Origin of the sequence: Acinetobacter sp. 1294596, from assembly GCF_000582925.1 — a bacterium.
GTDB lineage: Bacteria > Pseudomonadota > Gammaproteobacteria > Pseudomonadales > Moraxellaceae > Acinetobacter > Acinetobacter radioresistens.
This window is the reverse complement of record NZ_JFCC01000005.1, coordinates 107,710-125,897: the sequence shown is the minus strand read 5'-3', so window position 1 is coordinate 125,897 and position 18,188 is coordinate 107,710. Positions and strand designations below refer to the sequence as shown.

13 protein-coding genes are annotated in these 18,188 nt (G+C 41.5%); 3 read left to right on the top strand and 10 right to left on the bottom strand.

Annotated elements, in window-relative coordinates:
- On the top strand, positions 1 to 396 hold a 396-nt coding region (locus J502_RS04020), incomplete at its 5' end, for an IS30 family transposase (RefSeq protein ID WP_034683183.1).
- 118 nt (positions 397 to 514) lie between these two features.
- Here J502_RS04020 and J502_RS04015 read toward each other — a convergent pair.
- From J502_RS04015 to J502_RS03985, 7 genes are all read right to left on the bottom strand, one after another.
- Positions 515 to 733: a hypothetical protein gene (locus tag J502_RS04015; RefSeq protein WP_034433134.1), complete on the bottom strand. Its 219-nt coding sequence runs from the start codon at positions 731 to 733 to the stop codon at positions 515 to 517.
- 403 nt (positions 734 to 1,136) lie between these two features.
- Positions 1,137 to 2,381: a PDDEXK-like family protein gene (locus tag J502_RS04010; protein WP_005014762.1), complete on the bottom strand. Its 1,245-nt coding sequence runs from the start codon at positions 2,379 to 2,381 to the stop codon at positions 1,137 to 1,139.
- 131 nt (positions 2,382 to 2,512) lie between these two features.
- Positions 2,513 to 5,152 carry a bifunctional aconitate hydratase 2/2-methylisocitrate dehydratase gene (locus J502_RS04005; RefSeq protein WP_034683179.1) on the bottom strand — a complete coding sequence of 880 codons (2,640 nt, stop codon included), beginning with the start codon at positions 5,150 to 5,152 and terminating at the stop codon, positions 2,513 to 2,515.
- 435 nt (positions 5,153 to 5,587) lie between these two features.
- Positions 5,588 to 5,947, bottom strand: coding sequence for a hypothetical protein (locus J502_RS04000; protein WP_005014768.1), 360 nt, complete (start codon positions 5,945 to 5,947; stop codon positions 5,588 to 5,590).
- 92 nt (positions 5,948 to 6,039) lie between these two features.
- Complete coding sequence (locus J502_RS03995) at positions 6,040 to 6,396, bottom strand: hypothetical protein (protein ID WP_005014772.1); 357 nt, start codon at positions 6,394 to 6,396, stop codon at positions 6,040 to 6,042.
- Between the two features lie 193 nt (positions 6,397 to 6,589).
- On the bottom strand, positions 6,590 to 11,104 hold the full coding sequence (locus J502_RS03990; protein ID WP_005014773.1) for a translocation/assembly module TamB domain-containing protein: 4,515 nt from the start codon (positions 11,102 to 11,104) through the stop codon (positions 6,590 to 6,592).
- Between the two features lie 29 nt (positions 11,105 to 11,133).
- A complete protein-coding gene (locus J502_RS03985) occupies positions 11,134 to 13,890 on the bottom strand; it encodes an autotransporter assembly complex protein TamA (RefSeq protein WP_034683177.1) in 2,757 nt (918 codons plus the stop codon).
- 170 nt (positions 13,891 to 14,060) lie between these two features.
- On the opposite strand from J502_RS03985, the gene J502_RS03980 reads away from it, so the two are divergent.
- Both J502_RS03980 and coq7 read left to right on the top strand, forming a co-directional pair.
- Positions 14,061 to 15,380 carry an MFS transporter gene (locus J502_RS03980; RefSeq protein WP_005014775.1) on the top strand — a complete coding sequence of 440 codons (1,320 nt, stop codon included), beginning with the start codon at positions 14,061 to 14,063 and terminating at the stop codon, positions 15,378 to 15,380.
- A 2-nt stretch (positions 15,381 to 15,382) separates the two neighbouring features.
- On the top strand, positions 15,383 to 16,018 hold the full coding sequence (gene coq7 / locus J502_RS03975) for a 2-polyprenyl-3-methyl-6-methoxy-1,4-benzoquinone monooxygenase (protein ID WP_005014776.1): 636 nt from the start codon (positions 15,383 to 15,385) through the stop codon (positions 16,016 to 16,018).
- 60 nt (positions 16,019 to 16,078) lie between these two features.
- On the opposite strand, the gene J502_RS03970 is transcribed toward coq7, so the two are convergent.
- The 3 genes from J502_RS03970 to J502_RS03960 are packed head-to-tail and all read right to left on the bottom strand — an operon-like array spanning position 16,079 to position 18,183.
- Positions 16,079 to 16,522, bottom strand: coding sequence for a 2-amino-4-hydroxy-6-hydroxymethyldihydropteridine diphosphokinase (locus J502_RS03970; protein WP_005014778.1), 444 nt, complete (start codon positions 16,520 to 16,522; stop codon positions 16,079 to 16,081).
- Positions 16,479 to 16,859 carry a dihydroneopterin aldolase gene (gene folB / locus J502_RS03965; RefSeq protein WP_005014782.1) on the bottom strand — a complete coding sequence of 127 codons (381 nt, stop codon included), beginning with the start codon at positions 16,857 to 16,859 and terminating at the stop codon, positions 16,479 to 16,481. Before folB ends, J502_RS03970 begins: the two co-directional genes overlap by 44 nt.
- A gap of 19 nt (positions 16,860 to 16,878) precedes the next feature.
- The gene (locus tag J502_RS03960; RefSeq protein WP_005014783.1) at positions 16,879 to 18,183 is read right to left on the bottom strand and encodes an ABC1 kinase family protein; all 1,305 of its coding nucleotides are present in this window, start codon (positions 18,181 to 18,183) and stop codon (positions 16,879 to 16,881) included.
- Between the last annotated feature and the right edge of the window lie 5 nt (positions 18,184 to 18,188).

Genomic DNA, 18,188 nt, shown 5'->3' with positions numbered 1-18,188 from the left:
ACATTACCTGATGCAAAGGCAGAATCAGTGCGCAAGGCTTTAACTGAAGCTCTGAAATATTTACCTGCAGAACTGCGTAAAACGTTGACCTATGACCGTGGACGCGAGATGGCAGAACATAAAATACTTGAAGAAGATTTAGGCATAGATGTATATTTCTGTGACCCACATTCACCCTGGCAAAAAGGCACATGCGAAAATATGAATGGTTTAATTAGGCAATATTTACCTAAAGGGATTGATTTAAATCAGGCAGATCAGCATTATTTAAATCAAGTTGCTATGTCACTGAATACTCGTCCTAGAAAGGCGTTAGATTGGCTTACACCATTAGAGAAATTTGCTCAGCTTGTTGATTATCATATGGCTTTTGAAACTGTCGCACCTCATGTTTGAATTCGCCAAGCTATCTCGTATATTTAAGCTATGTATATTTTACTATTTTTAATAACAGAGAAGTACCTTATGTAAGCAGCTTCTCATTATAGTGCTTTTTAATCTCTAAAATTTCAGCTCAGCTTTCAATGTCGTAGACCCAGTTTTTGGCCTGTTGGTTTGTAGTAGCTTCACAGATGTAATAGTCATGATTCCAAGCGTCTTGATGAAAAATTTCCTTTTTATGGTAAGTCACTTGTTTACCATTTTCGACGCAGACGAAGCTGTCACCTTGGTCTTTGACTTGGGTTCCATTGAGGAAACCGCCGATGCAGAGGAAGCGGGATTGTTTAGACATTCTCTTTTAAACTAGCATATTTAAGGAAATTTAATAACTTATTGCCTATCTTGGAAAGATTATATTAATATAGAAAATATCAATTAACTTCAAATTTTATAGTGTGAACCCTTTTTTAAAAAATATGCTCAAAATTTAACTCTAAAAAATCAGTAAATTTCCGAGTGACTCTCTTTTTTAAGCCTAATCTCTATATAGTCATATAGTTTATTCACTTGATTGTTATAAATTATTCTCCTGCGAGGAATTTCATCATATTTAAACTTATGAAGTTTCTTCTTAAGCTTAAGGTCCGCTGAATATTCCACATATATATGTATAAGCATTATCAATTAGATTAATACTTGACATATATATGGAATACTAATAATTTGATTTTAATAATACTAAAAAATTCTTATTTTTATAGCTTTAGAATAATATCCATCTCCTGCAACCTATCCTTAATAAAATTATCTAGAAAATTATTATCTTTAACAGCCAATAATTTAAATGCATCACCAGAAAAATTTCTTAGATTTTCTATACCTTTGCTAATCAGACCATCAGGGATTTTTTTCCATTGTTTAGCTTGCCCCCATGTTGGTAGTAGACGTTCTAGATCATTCAAATTAAAATGACACTCTTCTGATAACGTGATCCCATAATGTAAATTATCTTTAGCTGCTACAAACAAAAAAGTAACATGAAGATTTTTTTTGCTTCTTAATACACAACCAATAACATTCCTTTTACTTTCTGGATTAAGATTACTAAGCTGCTTAAACCATTGTTGGCAATTTTTAAATGTATAATGTATATCTTGGAATTCAGGAGATATTTCATAATTTCCTGTTTCAATAAATTTATGTTCAAAATATGCAAATAATTTAAAAAGTAAGTCTCCTCTATAATTACTACTGTTAAATTGATTAGAGATTTGCTTAATCGCCTGAAGTTCGTTGGGTGTCATTTCTAATAACATATTTTTTAATTCTTTATTTACAGTTACCAGCTCATTAGTCAATATTCTTAGTAAATTAATATACTGATTAAGAGCTGACTGAAGATTTATTAGGTGATTAAATTGAGACTTAATATCCTCAAGCCATGAAATAATATCTATCTTATAGCTTAAACATCTTAAATTTACATTAATTAACTCATTATTAGTTTGAATTAAATATTTATTATCAACTTTTTTAATATTACCTAATGAAGAAAAACTTGGCTCATTTCCAAATAATGTTAAATAAATCAATAATGGTTGCTTTTTAGCATAATTTTTACAAAAGTTAAAATATCTTTGTAATTGTTTAGATTGATCGACAGCATAAATTTTATTTTCCAGAATAATTATCTGCTCTTCATTTTCAATCATTAAATCAATCTGGCCATAATCATTAAATCTTTGCTCCTTTTTTGTTTTTATATTACCTCTAATCTTAAAATCTAATTTAAAAAACTCTACAAAACTTTTTAAGAATATATCTTTTTGCCCATGTGTTCCCTCAGGATCTAATAACTCTTTCAAAATTGGAGTATGGGTGAATACTTCACTATTTGATACTCCACAGATTTTTAATAGATTGAAGTTATTACCATGACTATTGTTTTCTTCTAGAATATTTAGAGTGGACTGAATGATCTGACTAATTTTACTGTTCATTTACCTACTCAAAAAAATAAGGGCTGATTACTCAGCCCTTATTTTTAACTCATCTTATCTTAATTTTCAAAGAAAATCAGTGCATTGCTTTTACACTTGGGAAACGTCTTTCGACTTTTCCCTCTCGCTTATTAAGTCAATTGAGCAGCAGAGATCTTTTTAGTGTCAACCTTGCTTGCTTCAGATGTATAGTCAGACATTTGATCAAAGTTCAGATACTTATAAATATCTGCTGCCATGCTATCAATTTGAGAAGCATACTGCTGATATTCTTCCGGTGTAGGAAGTTTACCCAGTACAGCAGCCACAGACGCCAGCTCAGCAGAAGCCAAGTAAACATTTGCACCCTGACCCAGACGGTTCGGGAAGTTACGGGTAGATGTTGAAACAACAGTAGTATTTGGTGCTACACGTGCCTGGTTACCCATACACAGTGAACAGCCTGGCATTTCAGTACGTGCGCCAGCTTTACCATAAGTGTTGTAGAACCCTTCTTCCATTAACTGACGTTCATCCATACGAGTTGGAGGAGCCAGCCACAGACGAGTAGATAAAGAACCACCAGGTACTTTGTCTAGAAGTTTACCTGCTGCACGGAAGTGACCGATATTGGTCATACAAGAACCGATGAATACTTCATCAATCTTGTCACCTTGTACCTGAGAAAGCAGTTTTGCATCATCTGGATCGTTCGGACAGCAAAGAATAGGTTCTTTGATATCAGCCATGTCAATTTCATATACTTTAGTATATTCAGCATCAGCATCTGCTTTAAGCAAGCTTGGGTTAGCAAGCCATTTTTCCATGTTTTCAACACGGCGTGCCATAGTACGAGCATCGCCATAACCTTCAGAAATCATCCATTTTAACATGGTGATATTTGAACGAAGGTATTCAGCAACTTTCTCTTCAGAAAGCGTGATCGCACAGCCAGCAGCAGAACGCTCAGCAGAAGCATCGGAAAGTTCAAATGCCTGTTCAACAGTCAGGTCATTTTCCATTTCTGACAGGTCGATCTCAAGAATACGGCCAGAGAAAATATTTTTCTTACCTTTCTTCTCGACAGTCAGGTCACCTGCCTGAATTGCATAGTAAGGAATTGCATGTACTAGGTCACGTAGAGTGATACCAGGCTGCATTTTGCCTTTAAATTTCACCAGTACAGACTCTGGCATGTCAAGAGGCATTACACCAGTTGCAGCAGCAAATGCTACCAGACCTGAACCCGCCGGGAATGAAATACCGATTGGAAAACGGGTATGTGAGTCACCGCCAGTACCTACAGTATCTGGAAGAAGCATACGGTTTAGCCAAGAGTGGATAATACCGTCACCTGGACGCAGAGAAACACCGCCACGGTTCATGATGAAGTCCGGAAGCGTATGCTGCATCTGTACGTCTACTGGTTTTGGATACGCAGCTGTGTGACAGAAAGACTGCATGACCAAGTCAGCAGAGAAACCTAAACAAGCCAAGTCTTTTAACTCGTCACGAGTCATAGGACCAGTTGTATCCTGAGAACCTACAGTCGTCATTTTCGGTTCACAGTAAGTACCCGGACGAACACCTTCACCTTCTGGAAGACCACAAGCGCGACCTACCATCTTCTGGGCTAGTGTAAAGCCTTTACCAGTATCTGCTGGCTGTACAGGCGTACGGAACAGTGTAGAAGGACCAAGGCCCAATGCTTCACGTGCTTTCGCTGTCAAGCCACGGCCAATAATCAGGTTGATGCGGCCGCCTGCACGTACTTCATCTAGAAGTACTGGAGTTTTCAGTTCAGATTCAGCGATTTGTTCGCCATTTTTGAACGCAGTAACTTTAGCTTCGTCTTTATTGACTTTAAGAACGATTTCATCGCCCATGTTCATTTCAGAAACATCGATCTCAACTGGTAATGCACCAGCATCTTCCATCGTGTTAAAGAAAATAGGAGCAATTTTACCACCTAAGCACACGCCACCATCTTTTTTGTTTGGAATGTGCGGAATTTCTTCACCAAAGAACCAAAGCACAGAGTTAGTTGCAGACTTACGGCTTGAACCTGTACCAACTACGTCACCTACATACGCAACCTGGTTGCCTTTAGCGATCAGGTCTTTAATCTGGCTTAATGGACCAACTTCACCCTGTTTTTCAGGGTTGATACCGTCACGTTCATTCTTCAGCATTGCATTTGCATGTAATGGAATGTCTGGACGGCTCCAGGCATCCTGTGCTGGAGACAGGTCATCAGTGTTGGTTTCACCTGTTACTTTAAATACAGTAATTTTGATTTCTTCAGGAACATCTTTACGGCTAGTAAACCATTCAGCATCTGCCCAAGATTGTAAAACTGCTTTTGCATTTGCATTTCCAGCTTTAGCTTTATCTGCCACGTCATGGAATGCATCAAATACAAGAAGAGTTTTTTTCAGTGCTTCGGCAGCCAGTTCAGCCAGTTCAGCATCATCAAGTAATTCAACTAAAGGGGCTACGTTATAACCGCCAAGCATTGTACCTAACAGGTAAACTGCACGCTCTTTAGAAATTAATGGAGAGGTCGCTTCACCTTTTGCCACGGCAGCCAAGAAAGCAGCTTTTACATAAGCTGCCTGGTCAACACCTGCGGGAACTCGGTTTTCAATCAAGTCAACCAGGTATGCTTCTTCACCAGCAGGTGGATTTTTTAACAATTCAACCAGCTCAGCTGTTTGAGTATCGTCAAGTGGCTTCGGTGGGATTCCGAGTGCGGCACGTTCTTCAACGTGTTGGCGGTAAGCTTCTAGCACGGTGTAATTCCTCTTTTTTAAAAAATTACTTGTGAATTCCAGCTTCTTCAAAGCTTCACAAATAATATGGACTGTAAAATTTTACTAAAATTCCCGATAAAAGTTAATGCAAGTAAAGTGTTTCTTTGTGATGCCCATTATTTTATAACTAAATGTTATTCATATAATCTCTCAAGTGTCTTGAATCTTGAGCATCTGTCTCTACTAAAATTTTGACCGTCGTCAGATGACAGTATAGAAGGTTAAAGTGAAGAAAAATTCTTTTCTCCAATTATCTTTAGTCGGGTTGGCAATTTCTGAAAATTAACTGTGCATTTTGCTTTCAATAAATACATTTAAAGCTGGTTTTATTTTCAAGATTTAATCTAAGCATTGCTAACGGGCCCAAGCATTTTACTCAAAATGCTTGGGCTATTTTATAAAGTTAGATATAAGTTATAGTTTTTTATATTGTGGCATCCGGTCATGTGGTGTACTCAGGCACTGTTCATAGGCCTGCTGTTTAAATTTTTCTTGTACATCAAGTTTTGCCTGCTTACCCTCAACTCTTGGCTGAAGATAAGCCTGATCCAGAATTTTAAGAATCATTTCTTTGATTAGTGGATCTTCCACACGGTTAGCATGCTCCAGTGCCTGAGCTTTATCAATCCCAGACTGGCGGTCTAGCATGATTGAACGTGCAGCATTACCTAGACTGGTACAAAAGCCTTGCCACTGCTGCTCAGGCGTTAAAGGGGGTTTTTCGCTACAGGCAGCCAAAAGTAAAGCAGTACCTATTACAATAATTTTCTTCATCTGCACTCTCCTCTTGGCCCGTATCATACCCAACTTCAATGCTATATAGCGAGCATTTAGCCCTCAAAAGCCGAAGCCCTGATCATTTAGAGTTAATCACCATAACTTAAGTACCGGGCATTATAAGGTTGCCAGTACTGTGCTTTCGTTTTGATTAATATATAGATACCAATAGCCGTACCAATGGGAAAACTAAAAAGTAGAATAATACCAAGTAAGCGAGACAGGCGCCGACCATAATCTGTGCCATATTTGACTTCAATTGCGGCTCGGACATGAGCCAGTGCCAGCATAACCAGCAACACTATAAGAGCCAGATTAATATATTTCTTTTCAGGCACCTGCGGAAAATACAGTACAAAAAATAGTAGGATGAAAATAGCTGCGACATACAAAATGGCTACAGCACGATGCATGCGATACACCCCGGGATTTCGTATCACGAGCATACTCATTCTCCTGATTATTCTGTTATGGTTTCATTATTGTTTTCATATTAAGTATATAACTTATTTAATAAGTTATTGTACGAAATAGTGGATAAAAATATTTGAAATTTCATTTACTTTTACCATTTATAATTTGCAAAAAAAACAGGACATTTTCGAAAAAATGTCCTGTTTGTCTATATTTGAAAACAGATTAAAAACGCCAGTTATAAAATAGATCTATAGCACGTTCTAGCGACTGGCTCGCCTCCAGGTATAAGCGACGATTCACCTGGTAACGAACGGTAAGTGTATTAACCGGTGTAAATACCCCAACTCCATAACGGATATAAAGGTCAGGCGTAATATAACCGGTCAGGCTCACTTGAGTATCATCTCCGGTGCCCTGTGCATCTAGCGCCAGGCCACTTAAACCAAAAGTACGCCCAATCTGGTTGGTAAAGGCACGTGTGCCGCCCAGCCCCAGACTGATACCCGCTGCTGCAATTGTATTATTTACATCGGATCTAAAGCCTTCTGCATTATTCAGACCAGTTGTACCTTCATTAATTCGCCCGGTAAGTAGCGCATTTAATGCTTCCTGCTCAGAAAGTCCGGCATCATTATAAATCTGAATATTTGGACTGGATGCTGTACCCGTCACACGTACCCCGACAGTACTCCCCTGAACATTTTTACTGGCTTCAACATCAAGTGACGGGTTAGATAGAGGACCATTAAAACGTGCAATTGCCCGATTCAGGTCCAGACGCTGGCCATATGCTTCAATTTTTACTTGACGACTCACCCCGATGGCACCATTAGCATTCATTGCAGTCTCCAGACCGCGCTGGGTCAGATAAACCCGGCCCAACAGTGGAATACGACTGTCAAAGCCCTGGAAGATCACCTGATCACCCAGATTGACCTGCACATCGGCCCGGATATCCCACGGACGGGCTGAACGCAGGATTGAAAGCTGATCCTGGCCTTCCTGTACTACACGAACATCTGAAGATACATTTACTACTGGCGCACTGGATTCCGGCATAGAAATAAGCGCGCGCGGCACATCAATCTTACCTTTAAGTGTCAAACGTTTACTCATTGGCAATACATCTAAAGATACTTCCGGAGTCACCACAGCAGTTACCAGAGGAGCCTGACGAATGAGCAGATTCTCACCCTTCAAACTGAGTTGAATTCTCGGATCATTACGCCAGTCCACACTGCCCGTTAAAGAGCCTACTCCACGGCCACTGTTGAAAGCGCCATTAATGGTGGCCTGATCTTGACGGATAGCTGAATAAACCTGGATATTGGTCAGATTTACTGGCAGTGAAATCATGCTGATAGCGCCGTCTTTCAAGCGCAGATCTCCATTAAATTCTGGCTGGGTCAAGTAACCGCCAATTTTTCCGGCAAGTGATAAAGTACCACTAAGTGAACGCACATCCTGAATAAATGGCTTAAGCACACTGAGCTGAATCCGGTCAAAAGCGACTTCACCACGCATTGGCATCGGGGTTTGATAAGGATTAATAACCACGTTTGCATAACCTGTACCAATTGCTGGGGTGGTTACATCAAGACGTAATTGCAATCCTTCACTGATACTCTTGGCAATTACACTCAGTTCATCATAACGTACAGCCGTCGATACTTCCTGCGGATCTTCCGCAGCCATACCGATTTCTCCATTTCGGGTAACCAGCCGCGCATCAATTTTCGGTTTAGTTCCTTGCGCCCATGATGCTCTTGCATACCCATTCAGTTTCCCGGTAACTGCCAGACCTTCTGGCATAAATGCAGCAAAATCATTCAAATCAAGATTAGTTGTTACCAGTGAGGCACTGCCTCTGGTTTTACTCACACGCAAAGGTTGATCCAGACATAATCGACTTTGCTGACTGGCCCAGCAATGCTGCCCAACATAAAGTTCAGTACGCGTAGCCGAATAAATTACCGGAGCATTTTGCTGCTGAACCAGATGTGTACGTGTAGAGTTAAAATCTCCCTGCTGTATCTGGCCTAACCAGTCATTTTGTGCATTAAAACCACCTGCCAAACGTACAAAGAAACGGGTATGGCGGTTATTTGCCTCAGCTGTCATTACATGGGCTTTACGGGTACCCGCAATCCGAATCACTCCTTCACGAATTTCTCGGTCACCACGGCGCAGGTTTTCAAGACGTCCAGTTAAAACTGTAGGTGCTGTATCTGAAGATGGCAACTCACCTCGAACCGAGAGCTTGCGTATACTGAACAGATTGTTCAGTGCCAGATTATCCACTACCAGATTTGTAGTCAGTCTTAAGCGGGGTTGAGCCTGTAAATTAACATACCCATAAGCACGACCACGTAAGCCGCTGTATAGCTCATATAATGCAGGTGCATTAATTTTGATTCTCAGGTTCTGGGCATTACCTGTTGCCTGTACCTGATTTTTACCATATGCCAGGAACAGGTTATTAGCTTCAAACTGCTGAGGCAAAAGACCTTGCTGCCTGGAGTCAATGACTACCGCCAGATTGCCCCGTCCTCGTACAGGCCGGTTATTAATAAATCCTGCAAGATTTAGTTTCTGAAGGTTAATACGTTTTAAAGTATCTGACCAAACCCCTTGTGTCTTGATATTTCCAGACAACTCACCCTTAACGCTAGAAACAAAATAGTGCGGTTTAAACCGGATTAATGAAGCATTCAGGTCCCAGCTTATTCCATTTTTCAAATTAAGCAGACCATTAGCCTGTATTTGTCCGGCTATTCCCTTGTGTTGCAGCTCTTTAATTCGTATAAGTTGTGGTGTACCTGACATGCGTAATTTCAACAAGCCCTTACCTTGGTTAAAGGCATTAAGCGAACCATCGTAATTTACACCAAAACCGCGTAGCCCTCCGCCAGACTTCTCATCCCGGAATAGCAAGGCAATATTACTGTTACCACTGAGCTGCACAGTTTCCTGCTGATTTTGGGCCAGTCGACCAGACAGATTGATATTCTTAAGTTGAATAATCTGCTGGTTTGGCCGTGCATAGCCGCTACCGCTGACTGAACCATTTAATAAATTGACAGGTGCACTGGCAACAACAGTTTGCGGATTAAAGTTCTGGGCTTTTATAAAAGCATTCCAGCTTAACCGACGCTTCTCATGCGGAAGTAAAACTTTGGCATGCCCACTCAGACCACCTTGAGCTGCCTTATAGCTGAACGCAGGTACATTGAGAATATTATTTTTCAGATTGAGTTGAGCATTATATTGACCCGGTGGCAACATACCTTCTTCATTACGGCGGACTACTGTTGCCACATGGATATTCTGCTGACCTTCGACCAAGGCCAGATTAACGCGGCCGGATTCACTGCTTAACCAGCCCACATACGGTACGGCACGATCAATATTATTCCAGCGCACATCCAGCAACATAGGTTGTGGACGTCCTGTCTCCCCAGCTTTTTGGTCCAGTTTCAAATTCCAGGTTTCATAACGGTCAAAGTCTATAAGACCGGTAGCATGCAACCCGTTTTCCAGTGTACCGCTAGAAGCAAGATTTGTATCTAGAGAGGGTGGCAAGAAATCTCGTACGGCTTGAGGCAAAATTTTATTATCTGGATTAAGACGGTCTGCACGGCCTTTTAAATCCCAGGTTACCTGTTCGTCCCAACCGACTCTGCCTGCCAGGTTAATTGAACCGCCCATTAGCTGGCCATTTAAATTGGTAATATTAAGCTGATTGACCAAGTCAGTATTCATCAAGGCATTATATTGACCTTTAGGAATATCTTTACCGCTCAGATCGGTATTTATATCTAGATCAAGCTGTCTAATATCTCCATTAAACTTTGCTACGCCTTTTTCACTGAACAGTTTCTGCTCGGTCATTAAAGGCCAGTGATAATTATTCAACTGTAGCTCACCAAACATAGGCACGTGTTCACGTACCGGATGCAAGACTACCCAGCCAGTAAGCAAATCTGGAGTATTAGTGGCCACACCCGCCTGAACACTATCCAGACTGCCCTTAGCTACTATTTTAATATCATGAATATTAAGGTTATTTCTTAAAGCGGGAATATTCAAATCGCCAATGGCATTTAATGGATAATTACCTGAAAAGATAATCCGGCCTGTTGCATTGCGCAGACTTAAATAGCCCATATCCATACGTGAACGCTCGAAGTTCAGCTCAGTACCTGACCAGAGAGCATCATTTAATTCAATATTATAAAAATCCACTGCAGAGGTGGTGGTTTTAATCAGTAAATGGTCAACTGTTCCATTATCTACCCGAAGTACAAAAGGAAGCTTGATATCTTTAAATTCAAATGGTTTACCATCAGAAGGTTTATTATTAATCACCTGTAAATTACGCACGTCGGCATAATTCAAATGCAGTTCTTTTTGCAGTATTGCCCGCCATCCCAAAGTAATCTCGGCGCGGTCAATTTTGACATCGACCTGTTTCACTTTAACCAGAATATTACGCAGTGTAATGCCACGCAGTAAGTTTCCACCTTCATATTCATATACAATAAAGGTCTGTCGCTCCAGCACCCGGTCCAGTAAAAATTTACTGCCGCGGTCTGTAGAAAACATAATCCCCAATGCGGATGCCAAAAGCAGTATCACAATCAATAAAGCTAAAAGTGCACTACGAATTACACGTTTACGATGATTTTTTTTAGGTGCTGGAGCGGGTGAATTTACCCGCTGTTCTGCATCAGCCATAATATTCCCGAGAAAATTTTATATATTTATTAAAGTTGTGGGCCAATAAAAAAATGTAACCGGATAGGTATATTATCATCTGAAAGCCCTGCGGCGACATCCAAACGTATCGGTCCTACCGGTGAACTCCAGCGGATACCCAAACCGGCGCTATAAGCGGTCGGTGTATTAAAATCTTTATCATAAGCATTGCCAGCATCAGCAAATACTGCTGCTCTCCAGCCATCTTTAAATTGGTAATTATATTCTAGCGATGTCGTTGCTAAAGCCTGGCCACCTACTTTATAACCAAACTCTTCTGGTGACAGGCTCTTGTAATCAAAGCCCCGAATGCTCTGGTCACCGCCGGTAAAATACCGAATATTATAGGGAACCTGATCAAAATTTTCTGTAAAAATATAACCAACATCAGCACGCCCCACGAACTGATGATCATTATTTTCACCTAGCGAATAAATAAAGCGCCAGCCAGCATTAACCAGTGCCATATCAGCATCAGAAAGTAAGGTTTTACTACCCAGTTCCACTTTATAGGTTTGTCTAAAACCACGAGTTGGATTTACCCGTGCATCGCTGTCAAGACGTGAGGTTTCATAGCCAAATAGTAAAGACTGCTGTTCAGGATTTGAACCGGGGATCTGAAATGCATCTGGTATGCTGTCTGATACGATATTTCCACGCTGGTTCAGCCGGTCTAAACGGTAACGGGCCCCAAAAGTATGTTGCCACTGGCCTCGCGGATTTTTGATAATCCGGTCTATGCCTGCAACTGCTGACTCAATATCCAGATTAAGGCCTTTACCGACATCTTCCCGCTCTTCACGCTCATATCCACCAACCAGGTTAATATAATCGTCAGTTGGATGGTTATATGGAATCGTATAACGGCCATCAAGCGCCTGACGAATTTTAGATACTTCCAGATTACTGTCAAAAGCATGACCACGCCGATTCACGATGGCACGACGATACTGGGTACGCAGGCGCGCGCCTGTGTCACTACCATAACCAATACCAGTTTCAACACTATTTAAACTATCGGCATTTAAAGTAATGAGAACCGGAATGCTTCTTTCTGCACGAGCCTGCTCACGTAACTGTTCCTGCTGTGCTTCCCGCTCATCCTGGACCTGTTGTTGCTCCCGGGCCAGTGAGGCTTGTTGTATATCTGGCTGTGTGCCGGCAAACTGTTTTTCATCGACTACATTCTGGGTAACTTCCTGTGCAGAAGTATTTTTATTACGTTGCTGATCCTGTGTTAATGTCTGTTCAGAAATTTGCTGCTGGTCAAGCAGTGTCTGTATATCTGGGGGAAGTTCGAGCGGTTTTTCTATCGGATCCGGCTTTACTGCATCGACCAGGGTATAGTTAAAATAGCGCGCATTAGTGAGGTTGTTTGCCAGCGTGTTAATACGCCAGGAAGTGTAGTCATCACCTTCTTTCCAGGGAACCATACTCTGTAAGATATCGTCATCCAGCGGAAAGGGTTTGGAAGGGTCACTCATCTGGAATACAGGTTTCTTCAGGCTATATCGGTCACCCGTTTCATAACGCAAATTGATTTCTGCCGTATTCTGCGGCTGACTGATTTTGACATCATGCAGGCGCCAGTAAGCATCGAAATAACCGTTATTGCTAGCTGCGTCAGTGATACGGCGTTTGGTCTCTTCATAAAGTCCATGATGAAAAATATCACCAACGTCCTGATCGGGAATAAGCTCGATAACCTGAAATTGTGGCTGTTCACTACCTTCCCCAGAAATTTCAATATCCTGCTCGGTAATGCGTACCGGCTCATTCGGCTGAACATATACCCGTACCCGGCTATCACTTACTTTTTCAAAGCGAAAGGTCGAGTTATAGTAACCCACCGCCTGCGCAGCCTGATTTGAGAGACTGCGTAATTGTGGTAAAGCACTATTAAAGTCCTCAAATGACTCTTGGGTAAAACTGGAAAGTTTTCCTCGTATATTGGCAGCCAGCTCTGGAGGAGCACCCTCAACAGTCGCGGTAATCCGTGGCACTGTTTCTGCTGTACTCATATCTCGTGGCGGACGAATCCGGTACAAGACTCGTTTGAAGATATTCGGTTTTTCAGCATCTTTAGGCGTAGTTTTTCCGGTATCCAGTGCAGCCAATGTACGACCTGATTCGTTGATTTCTGCTACAATTGCACGATCTGACTGAATTTGCTGCATTAACTGGTCAACATTTACAGGCGCCTGGTTAATGGCCGTCAGCTCCTGCTGGCTTGCCTCAGGAATAGCCGTTTCCGGAGCACGGTTTAAACCTGCACGAAATGCTTGAGCCTCTGATTTTGCCTCTTCTGCGACACGGTAAATTTCATTGGCCATACTCTGGTCAATCTGCTCGACCGGATACTCTTCAAGATCTTCAAACTCTATGGGTTTAAAGGCTGAGTTAGTATCCTGATCTGTCTGCTGCTCCAGCAATCTTAAGCTGTCCTGATTTACGCTCTGATCCTGCGTTATTTCTTCTTTCTTTTCTTCAACTACTTTTTGTAATTCTTGTTCTGTCATGGAAGGTGCAGCGGCTATCTCATCCTGATCATCTTCAGGCTGGCCTTTTGCCTCACTACGACTGGTTAATACTGGCTTGGATTCTGGCCGGTAAGTCGGGATAGGTTCCTCCTGTGCATAGACAGAGGCAGTAAATATACTTAAAAATACATTTGTATAGACCAGTTTATTGATATGATTTATTTTCAGTATACGGTGTATTGACCGGGTCAGAGTTGACTGTTTAAAGTTAATTTTTGCAGGCATGTAAAACTCTAAATTTATTTTAGTGGAAAAATTTCCTAATAAATAAACCGGAAATCAGGCAAAACAGTTCGTTTTTAATGGCTCAACGGTTAAAAATATCATACATGAAATTACTTAGAGTTTTACTATTTACACACATTTCTTAATAAAACTAATGAAGTTTATTGCCCATGGAAAAACCAGAACATCTTCTTCGCTCGCGCCGCTTTCTGCCGATGTTTTTAACTCAATTTTTCGGGGCCCTTAATGATAATATTTATAAACAGGGATTATTATTAGTTATTACTTATGGGTGGATTCACCAGCAAGGTGTGCCGGTCAGTACCCTAAATAACTTAGCTGCCCTGTTATTTATTTTGCCTTACTTCATTTTTTCAGCAACTGCCGGACAAATTGCAGATCGTTATGAACGCTCACGCCTGGTTCGTATGATTAAAATTCTCGAGATTATGATCATGCTAATTGGCAGTGCAGGCTTTCTAATGGGTAATCTATGGTTATTGTTACTTGCACTATTTATGATGGGCACTCACTCGACCTTTTTTGGTCCAATTAAGTACGCGATTCTGCCTGAAATCTTAAAACCACAAGAGTTAATGTCTGGTAATGCCCTGTTTCAATCCGGTACCTCGATCGCGATTTTAATGGGTATGATTTTAGGTGGCGCCGTGATCTCAATTTCTCAAGGCAATCTATTTTGGATCAGCCTGACAGTAGTAGTTATTGCTTGCTTAGGCTATTTAACCAGCCGTTTTATTTTACCTCAAAAAGTATCTGCCCCTGATCTCCAGATTGACTGGAATTTTTTTAGAACCAGTTTCCAAACAATTCAATATGCTAAAAGTCTGCCATTAATTTTTACTATTTTGCTTGGCAACTCATGGTACTGGTTTTATGGCGCCACTTACCTGACCCAAATTCCTCAGCTTACCCAGCAAAATCTGCACGCTTCTGAAAATGTGGTCAGCCTGTTATTAACCTTTTTCTCTGTAGGCATTGGAGTCGGTTCGTTAATGTGCCGCAAGATCGGTGGTAGTGAGGTCAATATCAAAATGGTGCCCGTTGGTGCAGTGGGCCTGACTATATTTGCACTTTATCTTGCTGGCAGCCTGATATTTGTACCCGAACGTACTGGTGAAATGCTGAGTTTGAGTGATTTTTTCCATCAGGACTGGGTTTATTATCATGTCATGCTAGCAGTCACTTTATTGGGTATCAGTGGCGGTTTTTATATTGTTCCGCTGTATGCCATGATGCAGGCTTATTCACCTCGCTCACACCGGGCCCGGGTGGTCGCAGCAAATAACATATTAAATGCTGTTTTTATGGTAAGTTCCGCCATCTTTTCTATTTTAATCTTAAGCATACTTAAAATTGATATTAAAATACTTTTTGTCATCACTGCGGTACTGAGTGCTATTTTTACCATTTGGCTGTTGATCAGGCTAAAACCGATGCTTGAAAATACTCAAAACTCCCTGGAGGATTAACCATGCGTCATTACACCGGTATGGACCGTCTTATTCAATCTTTTGATCAGGCCCTAAGAAGTCTAGTTCCGGGCGCAACTACAGCCCAACGTGATAATCCCGCCCATAGTTCTGATACCCATCTGACTGTAAGTGATGCCCGCCATGTGGCTGGTCTAATGCGTGTGAATCACAGTGGTGAGGTATGTGCCCAAGCGCTTTATCATGGTCAGGCACTGACTGCCAAGCTGCCAAATGTGCGCCGGGAAATGGAACAGGCGGCCATTGAGGAACAGGATCATCTTGCTTGGTGTGAAGATCGTTTAAAGGAACTTGATAGCCACACCAGCCTGCTCAATCCGGTCTGGTACAGCCTTTCATTTGGTATGGGCGCACTTGCCGGTATTGCAGGTGACAAGTATAGTCTGGGCTTTGTTGCCGAAACTGAACGTCAGGTCAGTCTACATCTGGAAGATCATCTTCGCCAGTTACCGGCTCAGGATGACCGTTCACGAAAAATTCTGGAACAGATGAACGAAGATGAATTGCATCACCGGGATACTGCATTGAATGCTGGAGGGGTTGATCTGCCTTATCTAGTCCGGATGACCATGACAGCAATTTCTAAACTGATGACTAAAACCAGTTACTACATTTAATGCTTTGTCCTTTAGTTTTAAATCACAGGAATATTTAGTCTTCTGATATATAAAACTACTTTAATCCAGCATATCGATATTCCAGCAGGGATACGGATGCTGGATTTTTTGTGGCTGTAATTTTACCCCGACATCCTGCAGTGGAATTCTGACATCCAGCGGCAGAGGCATCTTTCTAGAATTAAATTTTAGCTGTTGCAAGTTATTCCCCCATGCAATTACATCTACATCGAGAGTAATACAATGAGAAGGCCGGATACGCCCGGCCTGCTGTTCCAGCTCTTTGCTCCATTGCTGCATCTGCTTCGTACTTAACTGGCTTTCAAGCAGACAGGCAGCATTCCAGTAATCTGCGCCAATACTATCCCGACAGGGAATCAGATAAACTTTAGACCAGTGAACCCGTCCTAACTGTGCCAGTGCCGAACGTGCAAACTGGAAATATTGATGAGGCTGTTGATTACTGGCCAGAGCCAGTAGATAGCATGTTACGGTGGCGTTCAAGACGAATTCCTACAGAATTTGCTTGCGCGATAATGGCAGGCTTGCGGACCGTAATAATAATAGATTCAATACTAAAAAAGGTAGTAAAAAGTTTTTCAATTACTAACTGCGCCGCATGTTCAATCAGTTTTGGTTGTGCGTGCTTGATGACCTGTGCAGTCAGCTCACAGATTTCAGCATAATTAAGTGTATCTTGCAGTTCATCACTGGCTGCTGCACGGCTCAGGTCATTGTGGATCGTAAGATCCACCAGTAAAGGCTGGGTAATCTGGCGCTCCCAGTTAAAGCAACCGATGACGCTTTCGACCTTTAATCCCTCAATGATAATTGCATCCATAATGACCTGACTTATTTAATTAATGTTTAAGCAATAAATTCGGATCCATATTCTGCACCATTTGCAGACGCTGGTCCGCATAAATATCAGTATATGGCGCCAGAACACGCATAAAACGGTCGAAATATAGCATCTGCTTGAATAGTAGTGCAAAATCACGCGGGAACCGAATACCGTGCCGCTCACCAACAGCTACCATATCCATCATGATGTCATTTAAGTCTGCCGGGTTAGAAGACAGTATTTCTTGCGGGTCTGCCAGTAAGACCCCGCTAAATAAACGCTCTAAATCTGCTGCTAAAACCTGTACATCAATTTGCTGGTCAGTCATACCCATATTTAACATATTCTCTGCCATTGCCTGATAATTGGTATGCTGCAACGCATCCATAAAAGCAATACAGGCTGTCCAGACTTCAGGTTTTAACTGTCCGACTATACCAAAATCAATAAAACCTACCCGGCCATCTTCTAGCAGCATCAGGTTACCTGCATGCAAGTCAGCATGGAAACTCTTACAGAGCATCAAACTGCCAAACCAGGTATTCATAGCTGTAATCAGCACTTGTGACGGGTCTTTAGCATACTTTTTCACCACCTCAAAATCAGTCAGAGGTACGCCATACAGACGCTGCATAGTCAATACACGGCGGGTAGAATACTGATGATAAACCTTTGGTGCTGTAGCAGCCTGATTTTGGCTGATTTTCAAATACTCAATAAAATCATCGAGGTTTTGTGCTTCTTCAATAAAGTCAACTTCACGTACCATACGTGTCTTGATCTCATCAACAATATCAGCCAGTGAAGCAAACTTGACCTTGGGTACGACTTTTTCCAAAAGTTTGGTGGCCCAGTGCAAAACATTCAGATCAGTATACAAAATGGTTTCCACACCGGGCTTTTGTACTTTGATCACCACATCTTCACCACTTTTAAGTTTGGCGGCATGAACCTGTGCTATAGACGCAGATGCCAGTGGTGTCTCATCAATTGAAGCAAAAATTTCAGACAAGTCGCGATCTGCAAATTCTGAAGCCAGAACCTGTTGAATATAAGAAAAAGGCAAAGTAGGGGTCTGATCCAGACAACCCTGAAATTCTTCAACAAATTCACGTGGAAAAAGTGAAGGTGTACTGGCAATAAACTGGCCAAGTTTAATATAGGTAGAACCCAAGGATTCAAAAGTTTCACGCATCATTTTAGCATTATTGGGCTTTTCAGCCGCGGTGGCATATTTAATACCTGTCTTGGCTGCGATTACTGCAGTTTCTCCTATACGGGCTACAGACCGCATGCTTTCAAACCATATATTTTTTTTCATAGCTT